Annotated in this window: 19 protein-coding genes; 11 read left to right on the top strand and 8 right to left on the bottom strand. The window is 67.8% G+C overall.

Annotated features, from left to right (window positions below):
- Nucleotide 1: 1 nt before the first annotated feature.
- Nucleotides 2-463 carry an RDD family protein gene (locus ACH438_RS40735; protein WP_397015553.1) on the bottom strand — a complete coding sequence of 154 codons (462 nt, stop codon included), beginning with the start codon at nucleotides 461-463 and terminating at the stop codon, nucleotides 2-4.
- A 417-nt stretch (nucleotides 464-880) separates the two neighbouring features.
- Between ACH438_RS40735 and glnA the strand changes: the two genes are divergently transcribed.
- Nucleotides 881-2,317: a type I glutamate--ammonia ligase gene (gene glnA, locus ACH438_RS40730; protein ID WP_397015551.1), complete on the top strand. Its 1,437-nt coding sequence runs from the start codon at nucleotides 881-883 to the stop codon at nucleotides 2,315-2,317.
- A gap of 106 nt (nucleotides 2,318-2,423) precedes the next feature.
- Here the strand turns inward: glnA and ACH438_RS40725 are convergent, their stop codons facing one another.
- Together ACH438_RS40725 and ACH438_RS40720 are read right to left on the bottom strand one after the other, a co-directional pair.
- A complete protein-coding gene (locus tag ACH438_RS40725) occupies nucleotides 2,424-3,656 on the bottom strand; it encodes a lipase family protein (RefSeq protein ID WP_397015549.1) in 1,233 nt (410 codons plus the stop codon).
- Nucleotides 3,657-3,771: 115 nt separating this feature from the next.
- Nucleotides 3,772-4,809 (bottom strand): beta-ketoacyl-ACP synthase III, encoded by a 1,038-nt coding sequence (locus tag ACH438_RS40720; RefSeq protein WP_397015547.1) that lies wholly within the window; start codon nucleotides 4,807-4,809, stop codon nucleotides 3,772-3,774.
- A gap of 89 nt (nucleotides 4,810-4,898) precedes the next feature.
- On the opposite strand from ACH438_RS40720, the gene ACH438_RS40715 reads away from it, so the two are divergent.
- Nucleotides 4,899-5,483, top strand: coding sequence for a TetR/AcrR family transcriptional regulator (locus ACH438_RS40715; RefSeq protein ID WP_397015545.1), 585 nt, complete (start codon nucleotides 4,899-4,901; stop codon nucleotides 5,481-5,483).
- 13 nt (nucleotides 5,484-5,496) lie between these two features.
- Here ACH438_RS40715 and ACH438_RS40710 read toward each other — a convergent pair whose 3' ends face one another.
- On the bottom strand, nucleotides 5,497-5,940 hold the full coding sequence (locus ACH438_RS40710) for a TY-Chap domain-containing protein (protein WP_397015543.1): 444 nt from the start codon (nucleotides 5,938-5,940) through the stop codon (nucleotides 5,497-5,499).
- A gap of 447 nt (nucleotides 5,941-6,387) precedes the next feature.
- Nucleotides 6,388-6,462 carry a 50S ribosomal protein bL37 gene (locus tag ACH438_RS40705; protein WP_397015603.1) on the bottom strand — a complete coding sequence of 25 codons (75 nt, stop codon included), beginning with the start codon at nucleotides 6,460-6,462 and terminating at the stop codon, nucleotides 6,388-6,390.
- A 364-nt stretch (nucleotides 6,463-6,826) separates the two neighbouring features.
- Here ACH438_RS40705 and ACH438_RS40700 point away from each other — a divergent pair, with 364 nt between their 5' ends.
- Together ACH438_RS40700 and ACH438_RS40695 are read left to right on the top strand one after the other, a co-directional pair.
- The gene (locus ACH438_RS40700) at nucleotides 6,827-7,171 is read left to right on the top strand and encodes a VOC family protein (protein WP_397015541.1); all 345 of its coding nucleotides are present in this window, start codon (nucleotides 6,827-6,829) and stop codon (nucleotides 7,169-7,171) included.
- A 113-nt stretch (nucleotides 7,172-7,284) separates the two neighbouring features.
- Nucleotides 7,285-8,187 (top strand): oxygenase MpaB family protein, encoded by a 903-nt coding sequence (locus tag ACH438_RS40695; protein ID WP_397015539.1) that lies wholly within the window; start codon nucleotides 7,285-7,287, stop codon nucleotides 8,185-8,187.
- 21 nt (nucleotides 8,188-8,208) lie between these two features.
- Here the strand turns inward: ACH438_RS40695 and ACH438_RS40690 are convergent, their stop codons facing one another.
- Nucleotides 8,209-9,114 carry a LysR family transcriptional regulator gene (locus tag ACH438_RS40690; RefSeq protein ID WP_397015538.1) on the bottom strand — a complete coding sequence of 302 codons (906 nt, stop codon included), beginning with the start codon at nucleotides 9,112-9,114 and terminating at the stop codon, nucleotides 8,209-8,211.
- Nucleotides 9,115-9,314: 200 nt separating this feature from the next.
- Here ACH438_RS40690 and ACH438_RS40685 point away from each other — a divergent pair, with 200 nt between their 5' ends.
- The 4 genes from ACH438_RS40685 to ACH438_RS40670 all read left to right on the top strand — a co-directional run bounded on the left by ACH438_RS40685 (nucleotide 9,315) and on the right by ACH438_RS40670 (nucleotide 14,230).
- Complete coding sequence (locus ACH438_RS40685) at nucleotides 9,315-10,208, top strand: SDR family oxidoreductase (protein ID WP_397015536.1); 894 nt, start codon at nucleotides 9,315-9,317, stop codon at nucleotides 10,206-10,208.
- A 71-nt stretch (nucleotides 10,209-10,279) separates the two neighbouring features.
- Nucleotides 10,280-11,932, top strand: a complete 1,653-nt coding sequence (locus ACH438_RS40680) for a CocE/NonD family hydrolase (protein WP_397015534.1) — start codon at nucleotides 10,280-10,282, stop codon at nucleotides 11,930-11,932.
- Nucleotides 11,929-13,308: a M20/M25/M40 family metallo-hydrolase gene (locus tag ACH438_RS40675; RefSeq protein ID WP_397015532.1), complete on the top strand. Its 1,380-nt coding sequence runs from the start codon at nucleotides 11,929-11,931 to the stop codon at nucleotides 13,306-13,308. The genes ACH438_RS40680 and ACH438_RS40675 overlap by 4 nt, the downstream gene beginning before the upstream one ends.
- Before the next feature lie 85 nt (nucleotides 13,309-13,393).
- Complete coding sequence (locus ACH438_RS40670; RefSeq protein ID WP_397015530.1) at nucleotides 13,394-14,230, top strand: lysophospholipase; 837 nt, start codon at nucleotides 13,394-13,396, stop codon at nucleotides 14,228-14,230.
- Between the two features lie 72 nt (nucleotides 14,231-14,302).
- On the opposite strand, the gene ACH438_RS40665 is transcribed toward ACH438_RS40670, so the two are convergent.
- Complete coding sequence (locus ACH438_RS40665) at nucleotides 14,303-15,745, bottom strand: metallopeptidase (protein WP_397015528.1); 1,443 nt, start codon at nucleotides 15,743-15,745, stop codon at nucleotides 14,303-14,305.
- A 185-nt stretch (nucleotides 15,746-15,930) separates the two neighbouring features.
- Between ACH438_RS40665 and ACH438_RS40660 the strand changes: the two genes are divergently transcribed.
- From ACH438_RS40660 to ACH438_RS40650, 3 genes are all read left to right on the top strand, one after another.
- The gene (locus ACH438_RS40660; protein WP_397015526.1) at nucleotides 15,931-16,752 is read left to right on the top strand and encodes a class I SAM-dependent methyltransferase; all 822 of its coding nucleotides are present in this window, start codon (nucleotides 15,931-15,933) and stop codon (nucleotides 16,750-16,752) included.
- A 91-nt stretch (nucleotides 16,753-16,843) separates the two neighbouring features.
- The gene (locus tag ACH438_RS40655; RefSeq protein WP_397015524.1) at nucleotides 16,844-18,214 is read left to right on the top strand and encodes a hypothetical protein; all 1,371 of its coding nucleotides are present in this window, start codon (nucleotides 16,844-16,846) and stop codon (nucleotides 18,212-18,214) included.
- Nucleotides 18,211-18,975, top strand: a complete 765-nt coding sequence (locus ACH438_RS40650) for an ESX secretion-associated protein EspG (protein WP_397015522.1) — start codon at nucleotides 18,211-18,213, stop codon at nucleotides 18,973-18,975. The genes ACH438_RS40655 and ACH438_RS40650 overlap by 4 nt, the downstream gene beginning before the upstream one ends.
- A 4-nt stretch (nucleotides 18,976-18,979) precedes the next feature.
- On the opposite strand, the gene ACH438_RS40645 is transcribed toward ACH438_RS40650, so the two are convergent.
- On the bottom strand, nucleotides 18,980-21,994 hold the full coding sequence (locus ACH438_RS40645; protein WP_397015520.1) for a bifunctional [glutamine synthetase] adenylyltransferase/[glutamine synthetase]-adenylyl-L-tyrosine phosphorylase: 3,015 nt from the start codon (nucleotides 21,992-21,994) through the stop codon (nucleotides 18,980-18,982).
- Nucleotides 21,995-22,212: the final 218 nt, after the last annotated feature.

The following is a 22,212-nucleotide window of genomic DNA, read 5'->3' as shown; positions in this document are numbered from 1 at the left end:
TTCAACGGCTGTAGACGAGTCCGGTGCCAGTGGCGCGGTCGTGCATGCCGCGGCCGTCGCCGTCGGTGAACAGGGCCGGGATGACGAACACGAGAATGAGCTGCCGCACCAGGGCGCGCACGAAACCGACCGGCGCGGCCGCGTCCACGCGCACGACCTTCAGCCGCAGGAAGTACTGCCCGGGCGTGAACCCGAACAGGGTGACGGCGGCGACGCCGATCACGAACCAGATCCCCAGGGTCGGAGTGGAGAGGTGTTCGGTATTGCCCCGGATGAAGATGGCGGCGAGCCCGAGCGAGATGAACCAGTCCACCATCATGGCGATGACGCGACGCGTCATCGGCGCGAGCGCTCCGACACCGGATTGCGGCAGCCCGAGCTCCTTGCCCTGGTAGTCACCGGACGGATCGTTGCCGGATTCGGGGTTCGGTCCGGACAGCCAGGAGCCGGTGATGCGTGCCATGACTGTCAGCTTATGCGCCGTCCGGGCGGGGGAGAAATATATGGGTCCGTCCCATCGAGAGGGCCCGGAAGGCGGGTTCGGCAACACTTCAGCATCGCGTTTTCCCGAGGTTTGCCGGGGCGGTGAGGTTTGTCACGGAACGCCCCCGGCACGCGGTAAGACCCCTATCTTTTCGGAGTCTTGACAGCCTGTTCCGGCAGCTCGGTGGCAGAATGCCGATGCTGGCCGAGCCTGGCTCGGCGACTGCTGCGGCTGCCTCGCAACGCCGGAGGCACCGCCGAACCCCCGGCCAGCTGTACGTGTAACACTGGCGAAACACAGCCTTGATTGCAGGGAAACACCGCATCCATAGCGTCTGGCAGCGACGAACCCATGCAGTCACCATTTGGCTGGGAACCGATCCGTAAGGAGTACTAAGTGGCGTTCAGCACGGCCGACGAGGTCATCAAGTACATCAAGGAGGAGGAGGTCGAATACGTCGACGTTCGGTTCACCGACCTCCCCGGTGTGCAGCAGCACTTCTCGATCCCGGCGAAGGCGTTCACCGCCGACCTCGCCGAAGAGGGCCTGGCGTTCGACGGTTCCTCCGTCCGCGGCTTCCAGTCGATCGACGAGTCGGACATGCTGCTGCTGCCCGACTTCAGCACTGCCCGGATCGATCCCTTCCGTGCTGCGAAGACGCTGAACCTGAACTTCTTCGTGCACGACCCGTTCACCCGCGAGGCCTACTCCCGCGACCCGCGCAATATCGCGCGTAAGGCCGAGGAGTACTTGAAGTCGACCGGCATCGCCGACACCTGCTACTTCGGCGCCGAGGCCGAGTTCTACATCTTCGACTCGATCCGCTACGACTCGGCGATGAACGGCGCGTTCTACGAGATCGACTCGATCTCCGGTTCCTGGAACACCGGCGCCGAGTACAACCCGGACGGCACCCCGAACCGTGGCTACAAGGTCCGCAACAAGGGTGGTTACTTCCCGGTTGCCCCGTACGACCACTACGTCGACCTGCGCGACAAGATCTCGACCAACCTGCAGAACGCGGGCTTCGAGCTGGAGCGCGGCCACCACGAGGTCGGCACCGCCGGTCAGGCCGAGATCAACTACCGCTTCAACACCCTGCTGGGCGCCGCTGACGACCTGCAGCTGTTCAAGTACATCGTGAAGAACACCGCGTGGCAGGAGGGTAAGACCGTTACCTTCATGCCGAAGCCGCTCTTCGGCGACAACGGCTCGGGCATGCACGCCCACCAGTCGCTGTGGAAGGACGGCAAGCCGCTGTTCCACGACGAGGCCGGCTACGCGGGCCTGTCGGATCTGGCGCGGCACTACATCGGCGGCATCCTGCACCACGCCCCGTCGCTGCTGGCGTTCACCAACCCGACCGTGAACTCGTACCACCGTCTGGTGCCGGGCTACGAGGCCCCCATCAACCTGGTGTACTCGCAGCGCAACCGCTCGGCCGCGATCCGCATCCCGATCACCGGCTCGAACCCGAAGGCCAAGCGCCTCGAGTTCCGCGCGCCCGACTCCTCGGGTAACCCGTACCTGGCCTTCGCCGCCATGCTGATGGCCGGCCTGGACGGCATCAAGAAGAAGATCGAGCCGCTCGCCCCCGTCGACAAGGACCTCTACGAGCTCCCGCCGGAGGAGGCCAAGAACATCCCGCAGGCCCCCACCTCGCTGGCGTCGGTCATCGACAAGCTCGAGGAAGACCACGACTACCTCACCGAGGGTGGCGTGTTCACCGAGGACCTGATCGAGACCTGGATCGACATCAAGCGCACCCAGGAGATCGCGCCCGTCAACCTGCGGCCGCACCCCTACGAGTTCGAGCTCTACTTCGACGTGTAAATCGAAGAGACGCACGCGTTCTCAGGAGCCCCATCCACAGTGTGGATGGGGCTCCGCCCTTTTCGAGGCCAGCTCCGTCCTTTCGGGCTCAGCTCCCCTGCCGACGTCAGTGGGTGAGGAGGGCGCAGCTGCCGGTGGCCGGGGCGGCGGCGAAGCGGGCCATCAGGAAGGCCTGGGCGGCGGGGGCGAAGAGGGCGCCGGCGGTGAGGTGGTCGCTGCCTGGGTATTCGATGTATTCGACGGGGAGGCCGCGGGTGCAGTAGTCGGTGGCCAGGGCGCGTTCGCCGGACGCGACGATCACGCCGTCGCCGGTGCCGTCCACATTGCCGGCGCCGAAGATCATGGGGGCCTTGGGGGTTCCGGCGCTGCCCATGCGGTTTTCGGACAGGATGTCGGCGAAGGCCGGGATGGCGCGGTAGTCCTGGTACTGCGGTAGCAGGAGTTGGGAAAGGCGCAGGCCGGGGTATTGGGGGCCGGTGGCGGCGCAGTGGTCGGCTATCTGGGACATGACCTGTTTGCCGTAGTCGGTGAGGTACGGGGTGAGGTCGAGACCGAAACCTCTTGCGGCGCCTTGTAGTACGTAGGGCAGGACGAGCGCCCATTGGGGGCTGCCGTCCACATAGTCGATGGTGGCGGCCATGTCCGCGGGCATGCCGCCTGCCGCCGTGCCGATGATGTTCAGTTCGGGGGCGTACGTGGGGGCCAGTTCGGCGGCGAATTCGGTGGCTATCGAGCCGCCGGAGAAGCCGGTGACTCCTACCGGAGTTCCCATGGGGGCGTCGAGGGTGTGGAGGGCGGCGCGAATGCCGTCGAGGGTGGCATTACCGGATTGGCGGCCCGCGCCGTAGGCGAGATTCGTTCCCTCGTAATCGGAGACGACCACGGTGAATCCGGCCGCGAGGTAGCCGGCGATGATGACCGCGTCCGGCAGCGAACCGCCGCCGCCTCCGCGCAGCATGTAGGAGGGGTCGCAGTCGGGGGTGAGGGAGTCGTAGGCGTTCTGGTACGAGATCAGGCGCGGCGGGGTGGAGGCCAGCGGCGGGCGGATGATCGTCGCGACGGTGGCGTCGGGTTCGCCGCGCTGACTGGTAGTCCGGTAGAGGACCTGGGTGGCCTGGATCGGCAGTGGTATCGCGGTGGGCGCCAGTTGCACTGTGCGGGTTTGCAATACGGTGCCGGGGGCGGTGCCGGACCATCCGGCCGGGCCCGTGTAGAACGGGTCGTCGGCGGGTCGCATGACCGCGCTGTCGGCTGCCGCCGGGATTGCGCCGATCGATGAGGCGAGGACTGCGGCGGCTACTGCCGAGACTGCTGCGCACCATCGGAAACGTGCCGACATCCGAACTCCCATCGCAACTTTCGGGCCGCCGCGGCATTGCGGTACGGCGATGTACCGCAACGCTACGACGGCTCTGCGATCTTGCGGGAGCCCCGAGAGTTCGGGCCCCCGAGAGTCAGGCGATGGCGGGGAGGTTCACTACCTGGCCCGCGTAGGCGAGGCCGGCGCCGAAGCCGAGGAGGAGGGCGGTGTCGCCCGGTTTGGCTGCGCCCGAACGCAACAGCTGTTCCATGGCCATGGGGATGGAGGCGGCGCTGGTGTTGCCGGTGTGGGCGATATCGCGGGCGACGGCCACCGAATCCGGGATGCCGAGGGTGCGGATCAGTGCGTCGGTGATGCGGCTGTTGGCCTGGTGCGGGACGAAGGCGTCGAGCTGGTCGGCGGCGACGCCGGCCTTGTCGAGGGCGTCGCGGCAGGCCTTTTCGAGGAAGGTGACGGCCCAGCGGAAGACGGCGGTGCCGTTCATGCGGATGTAGGGGCGGACGGTGGTGCCGCCGGTGGCCTCGGCTTCCGCGACTTCGGCGAAGTACTGCTGGAAGTCCTTGTCCTGCTTGATGGCGGCGGTCTGGCTGCCGTCCGAGCCCCAGGCGACGGGGCCGACGCCTTCGTTGTCGGAGGCGCCCACGACCACCGCGCCGGCGCCGTCGGCGAAGATGAACGCGCAGGTGCGGTCGTGTTCGTCGAGCAGGTCGGAGAGGCGTTCGACGCCGATCACGAGAACGTGGCGGGCCTGGCCGGAGCGGATCAGGTTGGCGGCGTTGGCGAGTGCGTAACAGAATCCGGCGCAGCCGGCGGAGACGTCGAAGGCGGCGGTGTCGTGCATGCCGAGTTCGGTGGCGACGATCGCGCCCGCGGAGGGGCCGAGCACCATCTGCGAGGAGGTGGCGAGGATGACGGCGTCGACCTGGCCGGCTTCGAGGCCGGCGGCGGCGAGGGCGTCGCGGGCGGCGGCGGTGCTCATGGAGACGATGGTTTCGTCGGCGTCGGCCCAGTGGCGGGCTTCGATGCCGGAACGGGTGCGGATCCACTCATCGGAGGAGTCGATCTTGTCGACGATCTCCGAGTTCGGGACCACCCGGCAGGGCCGGTACACCCCGAGGCCGAGCAGGGCGGCGTGGGCGACCGGTGGGGCGGTGGCGATGTGGGTTGGCATGGCATCCTCTCGAAGTGAACCGATTGGTTCACGCGTGTCCAAGGTTTAACATGGACCGATCGGTTCACGCAAGGGCAGGAGGAGCAAACATGACGGCCGGACCCCGCGCCCGACTGATTGCCAGCACCATCACCACGGTGCAGGAGCACGGTGTCCACGCGGCGGGCCTCAGTGAGCTGCTGAAACGCAGCAATGCCTCCCGGAATTCGCTGTATCAGCACTTCCCTTCCGGCAAGGGCGAACTGGTCGAGACGGCCGCCAAAATCGTGTCGCGCATCGTTTACACGCACGTCAGCAAGATGGCCGACGCGCTCGCCACCGCACCCACCGTCGAGGGCTGGCTGGACGATCTGCTCGCCTTCTGGCGCAATCAGCTGGAAACCAGTGAATACCGGGCCGGATCGTTCATGATGGCCGCCGCGCTCGACGAACTGGACCCGAGCGTGCAGTCGGCCGCGGGTCAGGCGTTCGCGGAATGGACCGCGCGGCTGGCCGACGGACTGGTCGCGGCGGGCATGAAACCGCAGACCGCGTGCTCGGTGGCGGGAGTGCTGCTGTCGGTGATCGAGGGGGCGATCGTGCAGAGCCGCGCGCTCAAGTCACTGCATCCGTTCGATGACGCCCGCACGCAGCTGGCGATCCTGTTGAGCCATCAGCTCCCCGCGAAGGAATGAAATCCCGCGAGTCTCAGGGGCGAGGCGAAGTGTGCGGGGTGGCCGCGCTGAGGGCGCTGAGGTCCAGATCGCCTGTGGGATCGGACCATCCGGTGACTCGCAGCTCGTCGGGTGAAGTCACGCCGAGCGCGTCGTGCAGGCCGAGGGTGGCGGAGCGGGCCAGTTCTTCGAGGCCGCGCGCGGAGATGGGCCAGTGCAGGGTGCGGTGCCAGTTCTCGATCTCGTGCTGCAGGGCCGGCGGGATCCAGCCCAGGCTGCGTAATCGCTCGGCGGCGGATTCCGAAATCGGTTCCACGAGATAGTAATTGCCGGTCAGCTCGGCGGATAGCCGGATGTCGAACGCCTGGAACTGCACGTAGCGATTACCGCTGGCGGCGAGGATGAGGTTGGCGCGGGAGGGCAATGTCGCGAGGATCCGGGTCAGTGCTCCGGAGAACACGTCCCAGTCGGTTGTCACTACTCGCTCGCTGTGCCCCCGGGTGCCCATCGTGGCCGATCATACGCCGTCGAAGAACGGCTGGCACGAAATGTCATGGGAGCGCAGATGATCAGCGGAAACCGCGGCGGCGTCGACCGGTCGCCACCGCGGCTCCGAGTTGATCTTTTTTCAGCCGCGCGCGCGTCGTGGCGCGGATCCGAGCACGGCGAGCGGAGTACAGCCGAGGATTCGTTCATCGTTGCTCCGCGACGCCAGGCTGTGGCGCGCGGCGAATTCCCGCAACTGCACTCGAAGCGCAGCAAGATTCGGCGAGTGCCCGGCATGAACTACTGCCGCCATTGCGCTCATCGCACTTCCTTCCGTGATTTCACTGAATCGTCCATTCTGGCCGATAAACGCCTGGGAAGCCGTAAATCTCGCGTGAAGATCGGCGCACCGGGCAGGGCCGAATCGTCAAGATCCGGGCTAGGCGCCGGGGCGTTTGCCGTGGTTGGCCTTCTTCTTGCGGCGGTCACGCTTCTTGCGGGCGCGTTTGCCCATGGTCCATCTCCGTTCAGTTTTCGCGCAGGCGAAGGGATGTGGGCACGGTCGCGCGAAAAATGCGCGACGCCATGCGAATTCGGCCGGAGCCGAGAATCGGTGAACCGGTGGAAACCGGTGAGAGTGCCCGGGGAATCAGGCGAGCGACGAACGGCGCTGAGGCGGTTCGTCCTCGCTTCCGAATCCGTAGAGTTCCAGCATGGAAGGGGCCACGTTGCCAGCAGACCGGAACGGGAACCGGCCCGCAAGATTCGGTGCCGCGGATTTACGAAACCTTTCCACCCGGCGGACGGTCGCGCGGCAGTATCGGTCATGGTGAATATCGGCAAGATCAGCAAGCATGACCCTCGACAAGGAGACTGCGATGAGCGCTGGACTGCAGACCATCCTCTATACCGTCAATGACCTGGAGGCGGCCAAGGCCGTTTTCACCGCGATGCTCGGCGTCGCGCCCATTGCGGATGCGCCGTACTACGTGGGCTGGAATATCGATGGCCAGGACATCGGCCTGATTCCGAACAAGGACGGTGAGGGAGCGCTCGGTTCGGTGGCTTACGCGCACGTCGCGGACATTCGCAAGAGCTTCGAGGCGCTGCTGGACGCCGGCGCCATCGAGAAGGAGGCCCCACACGGTGTGGGTGGCGGCCGGTTGGTGGCGAGTGTGGAGTTCGAGCCGGGCAATGTGGTCGGCATTCTGCAGAACCCCTGAGAGATTCCGCGGCGCTTTGCCTCACGCCCGACATGATGAGACGATTCGGTAGTAACTCTCTCATCTTGTCGGGCGGTGAGTGCCCGGCCGGATGACGATCAAAGGAGATCGCCATGACCGCCGCGCTCGAGCAGCACCGAGGGACCCGACCCGACCGCCGCCCCTTCGAACCGGGCAGCCGCATGTGGGAGGACACCGGGCTCATCACCTTCTCCCTCACCGCCGGATCCGCCTTCCTGCTGCAGACCATGGAACCGAGCATCGCGGCCGTCGTGGACGAACACTCGACCTTCCGCACCGACGTGCTGGGCCGCGCCGCCCGCAGCATCGCCTCGGTCATGATGTGGGTGTACGGCGGCGACGAAGCCCTCACCGAGGCCGAACGGCTGCGGAAGATGCACGCCACCTTGAACTCCACCGACGCACACGGCGTCAAACACCGCGCACTGTCCTCCGGCCCGTGGGCGTGGGTGCTGCACACCGGGGTGTTCGCCTTCACCGAAGGCAACAAGTACTTCTCGAGCGAGAAGCTCACCGACGCCGACAAGGAGGCGTACTACCAGGAGGTGGCGCAGCTCATGCGCAACTTCTCGGTGGCGCCCAAGGAGATTCCGGCGACCTACGCCGAATGGCTGCCCTGGTTCGAGGATCAGGTCGAAAACCACCTGGCCGTCACGAATGTCGCCTACGACTATCTCAAGGTCATCCGGAACATCGCCCCGCCCAAGCAGATTCCCGCTCCCCTGCACCCGCTGTGGCGGGCGGCGACCCTCCCGGTCGGCCGCCTCCAGTACTTCTTCACCGTCGGCACCACACCGGAATCCGTGCGCGCCAAGCTCGGACTCGACTGGACCGCGAACGACGAACGCGCCCTGCGCGCCCTCGGCTGGCTGATCGGCCGCACTGTGCCGGTGCTGCCGGAACGCGTCCGCTACTTCCCCATCGCCTACGAGGCCCGCCGCGTCGAACGCGACCGCGCCCGGCTGCGCAAGATCATCGACCTGCGCCCGGTGTAAGTCGTCGGGCCGCAGCGTAATTCAGTCCGAGGCCGGCGGTTCGGGGCCGGTGAGCAGTGCATGAGCGCACTTGCGGAACGCCTCGACCAGCCGGTTGGAGTCACCGGCCCGGGTGGCCAGCACGACGTGACTCGGCTCGACGTCCTCCAGCGGCACGGCCGTCAGATCCGAGCGCAGTGTCGTGACATGGTCGCCCACCGGGATGAGCCCCACCGCCTCACCGGCCGCGATCATTTCGAGCTTGTCCTCGACGGATTCGATCAACGGCCCGTCCGGCGCGCGGCTGCCGTCGGGGCGGGGATCGATGCGCCAGAAGGCATTCCAGACCGGGTCCGGCACCCGGGGCAGGGGCTCGTCGGCGATGTCGTCGAGGGTGACGGATTCCTTGCCGGCCAGGCGGTGGTCGAGCGGGAGCAGGACCGCGCGCTGCTCGTCGTAGAGGATGCTGACGTGCAGCCCGTCGGTGGCGAACGGCAGGCGGGTCACCACCGCGTCCACGCGATGCTCGAGCAGTGCGGCGCGGGCGCCGTTCCATTCGACGTGCATGGAGCGCACTTCGGCGTCCGGGTAGCGGCGGCGCATGTCCCGCACGGCGGGCGTGATGATCAGGTTCATCGTGTAGCCGATGGTGAGGCGATGCGGATCGGCGGCCGCGCGGGTGATGGCCGCGGATTGCGCCGCGCTGCGCAGCAGGGCCTTGGCACGCGGCAGGAAGACCTCCCCGGCCTCGGTGAGTTTGGTGCCTTGCGGGGTCCGGTCCAGCAACCGTGCACCCAATTGTTTTTCCAGACGCTGGATCTGGCGGCTCAGCGAGGGCTGAGCAATGCGCAGCGCGTCGGCGGCGCGACCGTAGTGCCGGTGGTCGGCGACGACGGTGAAGTACCGCACCAACCGCAGGTCGAGGTCGGCGGGCGGGAGATCGGGCATACCCGATCGTAATCCCCTACTGAACCTCGGGCACCCGGCACATAAGACCTGAACTGCGGCGATGCCCGATTTGCATTGCGTGGTGCGGAACAGGACTTGGACGCGCCACCGCCCCGCGGCCGATGGTGGAGTCACCGGCCCAGCTCCCCGATTCCGAGGCGCGGACCGGTTCACATTCGTTCCTCTCCAAGGAGTGCACCATGCGTGTATTCGTCACGGGCGCATCGGGTTTCCTCGGTAGCGCCACCGTCCGCGACCTGCTCGACGAGGGCCACCAGGTCCTCGGCCTGGCTCGCTCGGACGCCGCCGCCGATGCCGTGCGCGCCGCCGGCGCCGAGGTGCTGCGCGGCGACCTCACCGACCTCGACAGCCTGCGCCAGGGCGCCGCCACCACCGACGGCGTCATCCACACCGCCTACATCCACGATTTCTCGCAGTTCCAGGCCGCGGCCAGGGCCGATCGGCGCGCCGTCGCGGCCATGGCCGAAACCCTCACCGGTTCGGATCGGCCGCTGGTCGTGACTTCGGGCGTCCCGCTGCTGCTTTCGGGCGAGACCTCGACCGAGGACAGCACACCCGACCCCGGACCCTTCGGTCTCGAGCGCTACATCACCGAGGAGGTCGCCGTGACCTTCGCCGATCGCGGCGTGCGGGTGTCGGTGGTGCGATTGCCGATCGTGCACGGCGCGGGCGATCACGGCTTCCTCCCCGTGCTCATCGGAATGGCCCGGGAACAGGGCGAAGCCGTGTATGTCGACGATGGCGCGAACTGCTGGCCGTCCGTGCATCGCGTGGATGCCGCGCGGCTGTACCGGCTGGCCCTCGAAGGCGCGCCCGCGGCCTCCCGCTGGCATGCGGTGGCCGAAGAGGCGGTGCCGTATCGCGAGATCGCGGCGGCCATCGGGCGCGGGCTGGGTGTGCCGGTGACCGGGGTCCCACTCGAACAGGCGGTGGCACGGCTGGGCTTCCTCGGCGCCTTCGCCGGGACCAGCATGCGGACGTCGAGCGAACGGACCCGCAAGGAACTCGGCTGGGAGGCCACCGAATCCACGCTGCTCGCGGATCTGGACGCCGGGCACTACTTCCGCGACTAGCATCCGGGCCCGCCCCTGGTTTCCGGGGGCTGGTCCGAAACGGCGGTAACCGCCAAGGTCACTATGTGATCATGCGGATGGTGTTGTGGCGTGCCCTGATCGGTGCGCTGCTGGTGTTGGGGGTCGTGGCCTGGCCCGCGCAGGCGGGCGCGGCTCCTCGATTCCAGTGGAAGGAAACGTTCATCACGGCGCCGGACGGGACGTCACTGCACGCGGATGTGCTGCGCCCGGTCGGGATGGCCGACGACGTCCGCACGCCCGTGATCATGACGGTGAGTCCCTATCGCGCGCATGCGGCGTATCTGAGCGAACCGCGGTTACAGGGCGGGCCGTCCACGCTCGATCTGCCGGTGCAGATGTTCCTGGATGCGGGCTACACCTATGTCATCGCGGATCTGCGGGGTTTCGGCGGCTCGGACGGCTGCCCCGATTTCGGTGGTCCGGGTGAGCGTTCGGATGTGAAGACCGCGGTCGAGTGGGCGGCGCAGCAGTCGTGGTCGACCGGCAAGGTCGGGTTGCTGGGCACCTCGTACGAGGGCTGGACCGGGCTCATGGGCCTGGCCGAGAAGCCGCAGGGGCTGGCGGCGGTCGGGTCCTTCGAACCCGTGGTGGATCCGAACGCCTACCTCTACATGCAGGGCATCGCGTGGAAGTTCGCGCTCAAACCGGTGTCGGACCGTGGTTTCCGGCCGGGTGATCTCGCGGGTTTCGAACATCTGCTCATCGCGTCCACGCCGCCGTATCCGACGGATTCGCCGCAGTACAAGGCGAATGCGTTGCAGATCGATCCGGCCTGCTACGCCAACTATCTCGCGCAGACCACGAATCACGATGACAGCACACCCTTCTGGCAGGATCGCGACCTCGTCGCCAAGCTGCGGGGCAATACGATTCCACTCTTCCTGGGCGCCGGGTTCGCCGATGCGAATACCCGGCCGGACCGCGTCTTCCAGTTGTGGAACGCGCTCGGCCCCGGCGATCACAAGGCGTGGTTCGGTGAGTGGGGTCATCAGATGTGCCGGACCGCGTGCGGCACACCGTGGTTCGACAATGAGCTGCTGGCCTTCTTCGACAAGCATGTGGCGGGCAAGGATGTGACCGTGCCCGGACCGCGGGTCACCGTGGGCGCGTTCGACGGTAGTTATCGCTCCGAGCAGCAGTGGCCGCCCGCCGACACCCGGCCGGTGACCGTCGACCTGCGCACCGGAACCTACACCGATCGCGGGCTGCTGCCCGGACCGGATCGCGATATCTGGTCGGTCACCCCGCCGCTGGCCGCGGACCAGCACCTGGCGGGCGCGCCGACCGCGACCATCACCCTCGACGGCACGCCGAAAGCGTCGGTGGCGCTGGAGATCTACGACATCAAGCCGGACGGCCGGGGCATCATCATCACCCGCGGTATCGCACCCGTGACGCCGACCGCGCAGGTGCGGCTGCTGGCCCAGGACTGGCCGATCCCGGCGGGCGATCGCATCGGCTTCCGCATCACCGATGTGATCGACGACGTGTGGGCGCATCCGCCGGCCTTCGCACCCGTCACCGTCACCTCGGCGCAGGTGCAGCTGCCGATGCTGACCGAGGTGCGCACCCCTGACCTGGACGGTGGCCTGAGCGACGCGATCCCCAAGTGGTATGCCGAGAAAACCCTCATTGTGCCCGGTGATGTACTGAACAATGCAACAGTGACCGTCGACTTCCCTCCACGGACCGGTGACCGATGACCCGAACCGCCCCCGCAGACCCGGTGACCGTCGACGAGGCCACCGCCGAACGCCTCGCCGCCGCCCTGCGCTGCGCCACCGTGTCCTTCGAGGATCAGGCGCAGATCGACCCGGCGCAGTTCGATCGGCTCACCGAACACCTCGAGCATTCCTTCCCGCTCGTGCACACCCATCTCAGCCTCGAGACCTTCGGTCACAGTCGCCTCTACCGCTGGCCGGGCAGCGAACCGGCCGCGGACGGCGATGCGGCGGCGATTCTGCTGGCGCATCTGGATGTGGTGCCGGTGGATGACGAAGCGGGATGGACGCATCCGCCGTTCGCGGGCGTGGTGGATGCCGAATTCGTGTGGGGGCGCGGCGCGATCGACGACAAGAGCCGGGCGATCGGAATCCTGGAGGCCGTCGAGCAGGCCCTCGCGGCGGGGGTGCGGCCGCGGCGGACCGTGTACCTGGCGCTCGGGCACGACGAGGAGATCTTCGGGGTGTCCGGGGCTGGACGGATGGCACGCCGGCTGCGGGAAGCCGGGGTCGAGGCCGACCTGCTGCTGGACGAGGGCGGCGTGATCACCACCGGTGTGGCCGACGGCGTGAAACAGCCGGTCGCCACGATCATGGTGGGCGAGAAGGGTTTCGCCACGGTCCGGCTGTCGGTGACGGATGTGGGCGGGCATTCCTCCATGCCGGGCAAGCAGACCGCGGTGGGGCGGCTCGCGCGCGCGGTCGCGCGCATTCAGGATCACCCGTTCCCTTTGCGTTTGACGCCGGTGACCCTCGACATGCTGGCGCGGGTCCGTGAATTCATGTCCGAGCCGCGGCGGAGTCTGCTCGGCCTGGTGAATGTGGCGGGCCCCGCGGTGACTCGGGTGCTGGCCGCGAAACCGCAGACCGAGGCCATGGTGCGCACCACCACCGCGCCGACCGTCATTCACGGCGGCGTGAAACCGAATGTGCTGCCGCAGCGGGCCGAGGCGTTCGTGAATTTCCGTATCCTGCCCGGTGATTCGGTGGACGGGGTGCTCGCGCACTGCCGCCGGGTGGTGCGCGACAAGCGGGTGCGCATCGAATTGTCCGGCCACACCTCGGAACCCACGGTCGATCCGTTCGCGGGGCCCGCGTTCGAGCTGGTCGCCGATCTGGCGCGCGCGGTGGTGCCGGGGATCGCGGTCACGGTGGCGATCGTGCCCGGCGCGACCGATGCCCGCTACTACGACGGTCTCGCCGGGACCCGCTGCAATTTCGCGCCCATCGTGGTCGATGCCGCGGATCTGGAACGCATTCACGGCACGGATGAGCGCCTCTCGCGGGTGAATTACGGCCGCATCATCGCCTTCTACCGGCTGCTGTTCGATCGGCTGGCCGCCGCCGACCGGCTCTGAATTCGGGCGAAACGCCCCGGTTCGGGCGGGATGCGCGAGAATTACTGCGCCGTGATCCCACCCCGACACGAAAGCGAGTCGCGCCATGACCCGAAACGAGACCGGTGAATTCCAGGGCGCGGGCGGGCGGGTGTTCTGGCAGGACTGGCTGCCGGACGGCGAACCACGCGCCCTCGCCGTCATCGTGCACGGGTACGCGGAACACTCGGGACGGTACGCGCACGTCGCACTGCGGTTGAACGAGGCCGGATTCGCGGTGTACGCGCTCGATCACATCGGGCACGGGCGCTCGGCCGGCAAGGGCGGGGACATCGAATCCCTCGACGGGGCCGCCGACAATGTGCAGTCCCTGCTCGACCTGGCCACCGCCCGGCATCCCGGGCTGCCGCGGTTCGTCATCGGGCACAGCATGGGCGGGCTCACCGTCGCCTATCTGGCCACCCGCGCGCCGCTCGATGTCACCGGAATCGCGCTGTCGGGTCCGGCTGTCGAGATCGAGGGCGGTAGCGCGCTGGAACGTCGCATCGCCCCGATCCTGGCCCGCATCGCCCCGAAACTGCCTGTCATGAAACTGGATTCGACGCTGGTGAGCCGCGATCCCGAGGTCGTGCGCGACTACGACGGCGATCCGCTCAACCACCACGGCGGCGTGCCAGTGCGCACCGCGGCCGAGATGCTGCGCGCCGGCGACCTGGTGAAGAAGCGCCTGAACCGGCTCACCGCGCCCCTGCTGGTGCAGCACGGCACCGCCGACGGACTCGCGAACCCCGTCGGCACCGATCTGATCGAGCGCGACGCGGGATCCGAGGACAAGACCGTCATCCGCTACGACGGGCTCTACCACGAGATCTTCAACGAGCCGGAACAGGACAAGGTGCTCGACGACCTCGTGAACTGGCTGGAAGCGCACCTGCCCAGCTGAGTCCGTTCACACGGTTCGGCAGCGCCGGAGCCCGCTCGAGGGGTATACGGGCTCCGGGCGCCCCCGAAGGGTCTATTTGAACGTCGTGTAACAGCTGTCCGCCCCCTCGAGGACACCGTTACGGAAGGCCGCGAGGCGGTCGAAACCGCTGGGCACCACATTGCCGTCGACATCACCGGCGGCCAGGCCGTCGGACAGGAGTCCGGAGACCGCGGCGTCGAGATCGGTCACCGATAGTTGCGGGTCGCTGCCCGGCCGGCTGAGGTCGGCGCTGTACGCGCCGGACAGGCAGGCCGAGCGCAGGCCCGCTGTCGCCGCCCCGACCAGGCTGAGCTTGCGATCCTGTTGCACCGCAAGCATGTACCGGGACACGAACGCCACGAACGCGTTGTAGTCGCCGCCGACCACCGCGGACAGCAGGGACCCGCTGTCCGGCGAGACCGCGCGCTTCGCCAGGGCGGGCACGTCGGCGTCGATGGTGCCGGTCGACGGGCAGTACGAAACAGCTTGCGTCACAACACTGTTCGGACATTTCCCGGCTACACCGCCATAGTCGTAGCCGGGCTCCCGTTTGATCGGGAAGTCCTTGGCCAGGGATTGCGCGACCAGTTCCAGCGCGGGCCGATCCACCGGCAGCTGCCGATCCTGCTCTCCCGGGCGGAAACTGGCGGGCAGTGTGCCGCGACGCTGCTGAAGTTCCTTGGGTGTGATGCCTTTACACGCGTCGGCGCCGCCGGTGTAACCCATCTGCACGGCCGTGACCCGCTCGAATGCGGTCCCGTGCTCATCCTCCGAGGCGCCCGGTTCCCGATCCCGGAAGGCGATGGTGGCGGCGAGCACGCCGTTCAATCCCTCGGTGGTGTTGAGCGTGAAATGCCGGGAATCCCCCACCGCCACCGAATGCAGGAAGACGCCCGCGAAACAGTCGGCCTGCTGCTCCCGCACCACATTCGGGGTGAGCAGGCCATTGAGACGCGCCTGCGCCTGCACCGCATGCCCGTATTCGTGTGCGAGCACCATGACCACCGACATCGGCCCGAACTTCTGCACCAGCTGCGGGAACAGGGTGCCGCGATCCCAGCCGATGGTCTGATCGGTGGTGCAGTAGGCGGCATTGACCTCCTGATACGTACTGCCGCGGCAGAACTGCACCGCGCGGCCCTCGGTGGCCGTCGAATCCCAGGAAACGAAGCGGGGCACCGGCTGGAACGTGCCCTGGAAGGTCTTGCCGTACTGCTTGCTCCAGTAATCGGCGATATCGGAGAGAGCGTTCAGGGCGAGTTTGTCGATCGGCCCGCCGTCGCCGCTGTCGGCGGTGAGCTGGGCGTCGGGGACGCCGGCGCGCGCGCCATTGGGGCCGGTGTCCGAGTTCATGCCGGTGGGCTGTCCCGGATTGCCGGAGCCGGTCGAAACATGCTGCGGCTTCGCGTCTTCCAGTGCGCCGCTGCCGGTGAGCGCGAGCCCCGCCACCAGCAATACGACGGCCAGCCCCGCCCGCAGCCGCGTATTCCCCATCTTGCCTCCCGCATTACCGGGGTCGTCTTCGAGTATCCCTCGCGGGTGCGCCGAAATTGGTGGTGTCGCAAGGAAAAAGCGCAGCTCGCGACGAGAATTCATGCGGGCGGCGGCGCGCCTCGCACGACACGCAGCGCCGGAAAATAACTGGTCGGGCTTTCGCGGCCGTGGCACAGTCGGACGACATGAGCGACTATCGACGCCTCAACCAGGCCAACTGGGACGACCGCGCGCCCGTGCACGCGGATTCGCCCGACTATGCGCTCGACCGTTTTCGCACCGATCCGGAGTTCCTCAGCGGCGTGGTCCGATTCGATCTGCCGCGGCTCGGCGATATCCGCGGGCTGCGCGGGGTGCATCTGCAATGCCATATCGGCACCGACACTCTCTCGCTGGCGCGGCTCGGGGCGGTGATGACCGGGCTCGACTTCTCCCCGGCTTCGCTCGCGCAGGCGCGGAAGCTGGCCGCGGATACGGGGGCGCCGGTCGACTTCGTGGAATCCGATGTGTACGAGGCGGTTACGGCGCTCGGTGGTGAGCGGTTCGATCTGGTGTACACGGGGATCGGGGCGTTGTGCTGGCTGCCCGATGTGCACAAGTGGGCGGAGACCGTCGCCGGACTGCTGTGTCCCGGCGGGCGGTTGTTCATCCGCGACGGGCATCCGGTGCTGTGGTCCATCGACGAAACCGTCGCCGACCGACTCACCATCGCCTTCCCGTATTTCGAAACCCCCGAGCCGATGGTGTGGTCCGACAGCTCCACGTATGTCGAAACCGATGTCGCCCTCACCGCGACGACCACTCACGAGTGGAATCACGGCCTCGGCGAGATCATCGACGCGCTGCTGCGATCCGGGCTCATCCTGACCGCCGTCACCGAACACGACAGCATCCCCTGGGAAGCCCTGCCCGGCCGTATGACCTGCGACGCGGATGGCGAGCACCGGCTGCGGGAACACCCCGAACGCCTGCCGCTCTCGTACACGCTGCAGGCCCGTAAACCCTGACCCGGTACGAATCGCCGAGGATTCGCCCGCGTCGCGGAACGCGTCCCGCCTCGCCCGCGTCCGATCCGGAAACAGCGATCGGAGGTCGGCCATGGATCCGGATGCACTGCGGCGCAGGGCACAACAATGCCTGCAAGGCGCGGAACACGAGCAGCAACGCGTGTCCCGCACCGAGCTGGACGCGGACTACATCCAGCGACTCGAACACTTCGGCGGCCTCTCCCACGAGGAGATCCACCGCCACGTCCGCGCCATGGACCCCGCGGCCATGCACACCGCCGGCGACACCTGGGCCGCCATCGCCGAAGACCTCACCGGCGCCATCGGCGGCCTGCAACTGACAGTCCAATCGGACCTCACCGAAGGCATGCAAGGCCGCCTCGCCACCGCGGCCGACACCGCCGCCCGCCGATTCGCCCGCGACGCACTGGATATCGCCGAAATAACCCTCACCTCCGGCCGCCGCATCACCGCCGCCGCCTTCGCCGCCGAAGTAGTCCGCAAAACCGTCCCACCCCCACCCGTCCGAACCACCGGCACCACCCGTGACACCCTCCCCGCCACCACAGCCGACCTGATCGCCCTCATGACGGCCACCCCACCCGCCGACACCCAAGCCTTCGAACGCTACCGAGAAGAGCAATACCGCCAAGCCATAGCCGCCCTGGAAGCCAACTACACCCCCACCTATCCCCCCGCCGGCGCCCGAGTCCCCGCCTTCTTCCCCATAGACCAACCCGGCAATGCCTCTGCGCCGCCACTTGATTCATCCGATCCGCCAGGCATGCCACAACCGGCAGCCCGAGACGGAAACGCCGCCCCCGGTACCCCGGACCACGAGGCGACCACCCGCCGAAACCAGCAGACTCTCACCGACACCGCGAACCTCAACGGCACTGATCCTCGGTATCGCGCCACCATAGATTCCGCGAACCACGGCGGCACCGGTAACGCCGACAACGGCAGCGCCGACCTCGTGGACCAAGGCGATCCATCGACCGCCACTCGAGCCGCCTCCATCGATGGCGCCGCACCGTCCGCCCCTGACACCCCGAACTCCCCTGGCACGCCAGACACTCCCGACTATCGGGACTTCCCCACCGGCCGAGGTGGACCCGGCACTCCCAGCTTCCCGGGTAGTCCCCGCTTCTCTGGAATGCCTTCAGCCCCAAGCGACCCGGGTCGCAGCTACCCAGGCCCACCGCACCCCGAATTTCTCAGCACACCACGGATCACCACCCGCCCCGAGGACCCCACCGCCCCATCGACACCCAGCCTCTACTCCCCCGCCGGCTCCGGATCCTCCGCAGCAGATCGGACCCACAAATCGCCCGCATGGCTGGTGCGCGACCGCACCGAAGAACTCCTCGGCCACCCCGAATCCACCATCGCCCCGGTGATCGGCGCCGAAATCCCCGCCGCCCGAACCGATCTCCCGCGCCGCGAGGGCGATCTCCGATGACACGGAAATCCACACGACCGAATTCATCCGCTGTCGCGGCACCCCTCTGGCCCGGCGCGTTTCCTGTCTCCACCGGCACCGCGCGCGGCCACGTCGAGCGAGACCCAAGACAGCTGCGCGAATTCACGCCGGACGAGTTCACCCATCTCTGGCGCGAGACTGACCTCGATCGTTATCCGTTTCCGCTTCGCCTGCGTTCGGGTGCTCGCTTCCAGGATGACTACGACAACCTCTGCCGGGCACTCGCTGCGCGGCTTCCTCGTGGGCGCGATGCAGACCTGTCCGCGGCGCTGCGGATTGCGGCGGATCCGGCGATCTCGCTGGCAGTCAGTGGTATTCGCGATCAGCCACTGCGGGCTTATGGTGCGGTCGATCGTGGGCTGGGGGTTGCGTTGGTTCAGCGGGCGGGATCTGATCCGGATGTCGGCGGGAATGTCATTCTTGCGGCCGGCAGTGCAGCGATCGTGCCTGAGATCCTTGTGGCTCTGCTCGGGAGTGCGGGCGATGCGGCCGGCGAATCCGTGGGCCGCGCATCACTGGTCGCCGAGCGGCTGCTCGACTCGCCACCAACTGGTCATGGCGTGATCGAGGTGCGCCGGCATGTGCGCACTCGACGCGCGATGCCGGCGGAATACCTCGTCTGGGTGGATATCGCGTCTGCGGGCCGCTACCTCTGCGGTCGCGGCGACGGCCCGCTGTTGGAGCCGTGTCCGCCGAAGGTCTTGGCCCGCAGGCTGGCTCGGCTTTGTCGTGCCGAGTAGGTGGTCATTCGCCGCCGAAGACCCTCTCTACCACTGTTTTTGCGCGGCGGGTGACGCGCATGTAGTGGTCGAGGAATTCGCTGCCGTCGTCGTTGGGCCAGCCGGCGACCTTGGCTACGGCGGAGAGGAGGGTGCCGGGGCCGGGGAGTTGGTCGGCGGATTTGCCTCGGACCAGGACCAACGCGTTGCGGGCCTTGGTGGCTGTCAGCCAGGCGTCGCGGAGGAGGGCGGCGTCTGTGGTGTCGATGAGGGCGGCTTGTTCTATGGCGTCGAGGGATTCGAGGGTGGAGGTGTTGTGCAGGGTGGGGACGGCGTTGGCGTGCTGGAGTTGCAGGAGTTGCACGGTCCATTCGATGTCGGCGAGGCCGCCGCGGCCGAGTTTGGTGTGGGTGGCGGGGTTGGCGCCGCGCGGGAGGCGTTCGGCGTCGACTCGGGCCTTGATGCGGCGGATTTCGCGGACGCCCTCGGGGGACATGCCGGCTTCGGGGTAGCGGACCGGGTCGATGATGTGGAGGAAGCGGATGCCGAGGCCTTCGTCGCCGGCGACCTGGCGGGCGCGCAGGAGGGCCTGCACTTCCCACGGTTGCGCCCATTGTGCGTAGTAGGCGTCGTAGGCGGCGAGGGTGCGGACCAAGGCACCGTTGCGGCCTTCGGGACGGAGACCGGCGTCGACCTGGAGGGGCGGGTCGGTGCTGGGTGCGCCGAGTAGCCGCTGTACTTGTTCGGCGACGCTGATGGCCCATTTCACGGCGACGGTCTCGTCCTCGCCGGGGCGCGGATCGCAGACGAACAGTACGTCGGCGTCGGAGCCGTAGCCGAGTTCCATGCCGCCGAGTCGTCCCATGCCGATGACGGCGAAGTCGGCGGGCGCGGGCCGGCCGCGTTCCACCTCGCTGGCCCGGATGACCGCTTGCAGTGACGCTTCCAGCGTGGCGATCCACACCGAGGACAGCGCCGCGCACACTTGCGGCACGTCCAGCATACCGAGCACGTCGGCGGAGGCGACGCGTGCCAGTTCGTGCCGGCGCAGTGAGCGTGCGGTGGCGACGGCGCGGCGTGATTCGTCGTAACGTCCTGCGCCGGAAAGGATTCCGCGTGCCACATCGGAGGGCTGAGTGGCGAGCAGCAGCGGCCCGTCGGGGCCGTCGGCGTACATGCGGATGGTTTCGGGTGCGTTGATGAGCAGGTCCGGCAGGTACGCCGAGGACCCGAGCACGATCATCAACCGTTGCGCGATGGCGCCCTCGTCGCGCAATTCGCGCAGGAACCAGATCTCGTTGTCGAGTCCCTCGGACACCCGCCGGTAGGCGAGCAACCCCGCATCGGGATTCGGTGTCTCGCCGAGCCATTCGAGCAGGGTCGGCAGCAGCAGCGCCTGGATCCGGCCCTTGCGCCCCACTTCCCCGGTCAATGCCTTCAGGTGTCCGAGCGCGTTCTCCGGCGCGACATAGCCCAGCGCCGCCAGCTGCCGCACGGCCGCCGCGGGGCTGAGCCGCAGATTGTCGGCGTCGAGGCGCGCGACCGAGTCCAGCAGCGGCCGGTAGAACAGCTTGGCGTGCAGTCGCCGCACGCGCACCGCATTGCGTTTGATCTCGCTGGTCAACACCCCGACCGCATCCTGCCGCCCGTCCGGCCGCATGTGCGCGGCGCGCGCCAGCCAGCGCATGCCCTCCTCGTCCTCGGGGGCGGGCAGGGTGTGGGTGCGCTTGAGTTTCTGCAGTTGCAAACGATGTTCGAGCAGTCGCAGGAATTCGTAGGAGGCGGTGAGGTTGGCGGCATCGTCGCGGCCGACGTATCCGCCCGCGGCGAGTGCCGCCAACGCGTCGACGGTGCCCTGTACATGCAGTGATTCGTCCGCTTTGCCGTGCACCAATTGCAGCAGCTGCACGGCGAATTCGACGTCGCGCAGGCTGCCGTGGCCGAGTTTGAGTTCCCGTTCCCGCAGGTCGGCGGGCACCAGGTCTTCGACGCGCCGCCGCATGGCCTGCACGTCGGCGACGAAGTCGGGTCGTTCGGAGGCCGCCCACACCATGGGCATGAGCGCGTCCCGGTAATCCCCGCCGAGTTCGAGATCGCCGGTGGCGGGCCGCATCTTGAGCAAGGCCTGGAATTCCCAGGTGCGCGCCCACCGCTTGTAGTAGGCGATATGCGATTCGAGGGTGCGCACCAGCGCACCGGCCTTGCCCTCGGGCCGCAGCGCCGCGTCCACCTCGAAGAACGCGGCCCCGCCGACGCTCATGGTCTCGGCGGCGAGCCGGGTGGCGGTGGTGTCGGCGGGTTCGGCGACGAAGATGACGTCCACGTCGGAGACGTAATTCAATTCCCGCGCACCGCATTTGCCCATGGCGATGACGGCCAGCCGGACGGGTACCTCGCGGTCCACGCAGACCCGCGCCACGGCCACCGACAGCGCGGCGGTGAGCGCGGCGTCGGCGAGATCGGTGAGATGCCAGCCGACCTGCTGGTACGGCAGCACGGGCTCGTTCTCGACGGTGGCGGCCAGGTCGATGGCGGCCAGCAGCATGAGCTGATCGCGATACCGCTTGCGCAGCAAGGCGATCGCCTCGGGACCGGAGATGCCGGCCCGGTACAGCATCGGCCCGGTGTTCGGGCCGACCTCCGGTTGCGCGTGTACGGCGTCGAGCAGATCGGCGATCAGCTCATCCCGTTCGGGCAGGTCCCGCCGCCGCAGCAGCTGCCAGGCCAGCGGGTCGGCCGCGAGGTGATCGGCGAAGGCGCTCGACGATCCGATGAGCGCGAACAGCCGCCCGCGCAGCGAGGTGTCGGTCCGGATCGCGTAATCGAGTGCGCCCCAGTCGTTTCCGAGTTTCTCCCGCAGTCGCATGAGGGTGAGCAATGCCAGATCGGCATCGGGCGACCGGGAAAGGGCCCAGAGCAGCGGCACACTCTCGACGTTGTCCCACGCCAATTCTCGGAGGGATTCGGCTGCCGACGGCTCTAGTAAACCGAGCCGTCCGACACCGGGGACAGCGGAACGAGCAGTCGGTGGCCGGACCATAGGAATCAAATTACATGTCACGTGGATGCGACGTGCCGCCCTACCCTCGTATTTCGGACACTGTTGCCATTCTGCCTCCGCTCCGCTGCGGCGGGTTCACGGGCAGGCTCAGGGAGGTGGATGCCGTGGAGGTCTCGTTCTTCCCTCCCTCCGCTCCTCCGCTCCCCCGCTCCACTCAGTCCAGAACGAGACGGGCCATGAACTTTGAGCTCGAGGAT

Source organism: Nocardia sp. NPDC020380, assembly GCF_044386975.1.
Lineage (GTDB): Bacteria > Actinomycetota > Actinomycetes > Mycobacteriales > Mycobacteriaceae > Nocardia.
This window is presented reverse-complemented; position numbering and strand designations above follow the sequence as displayed.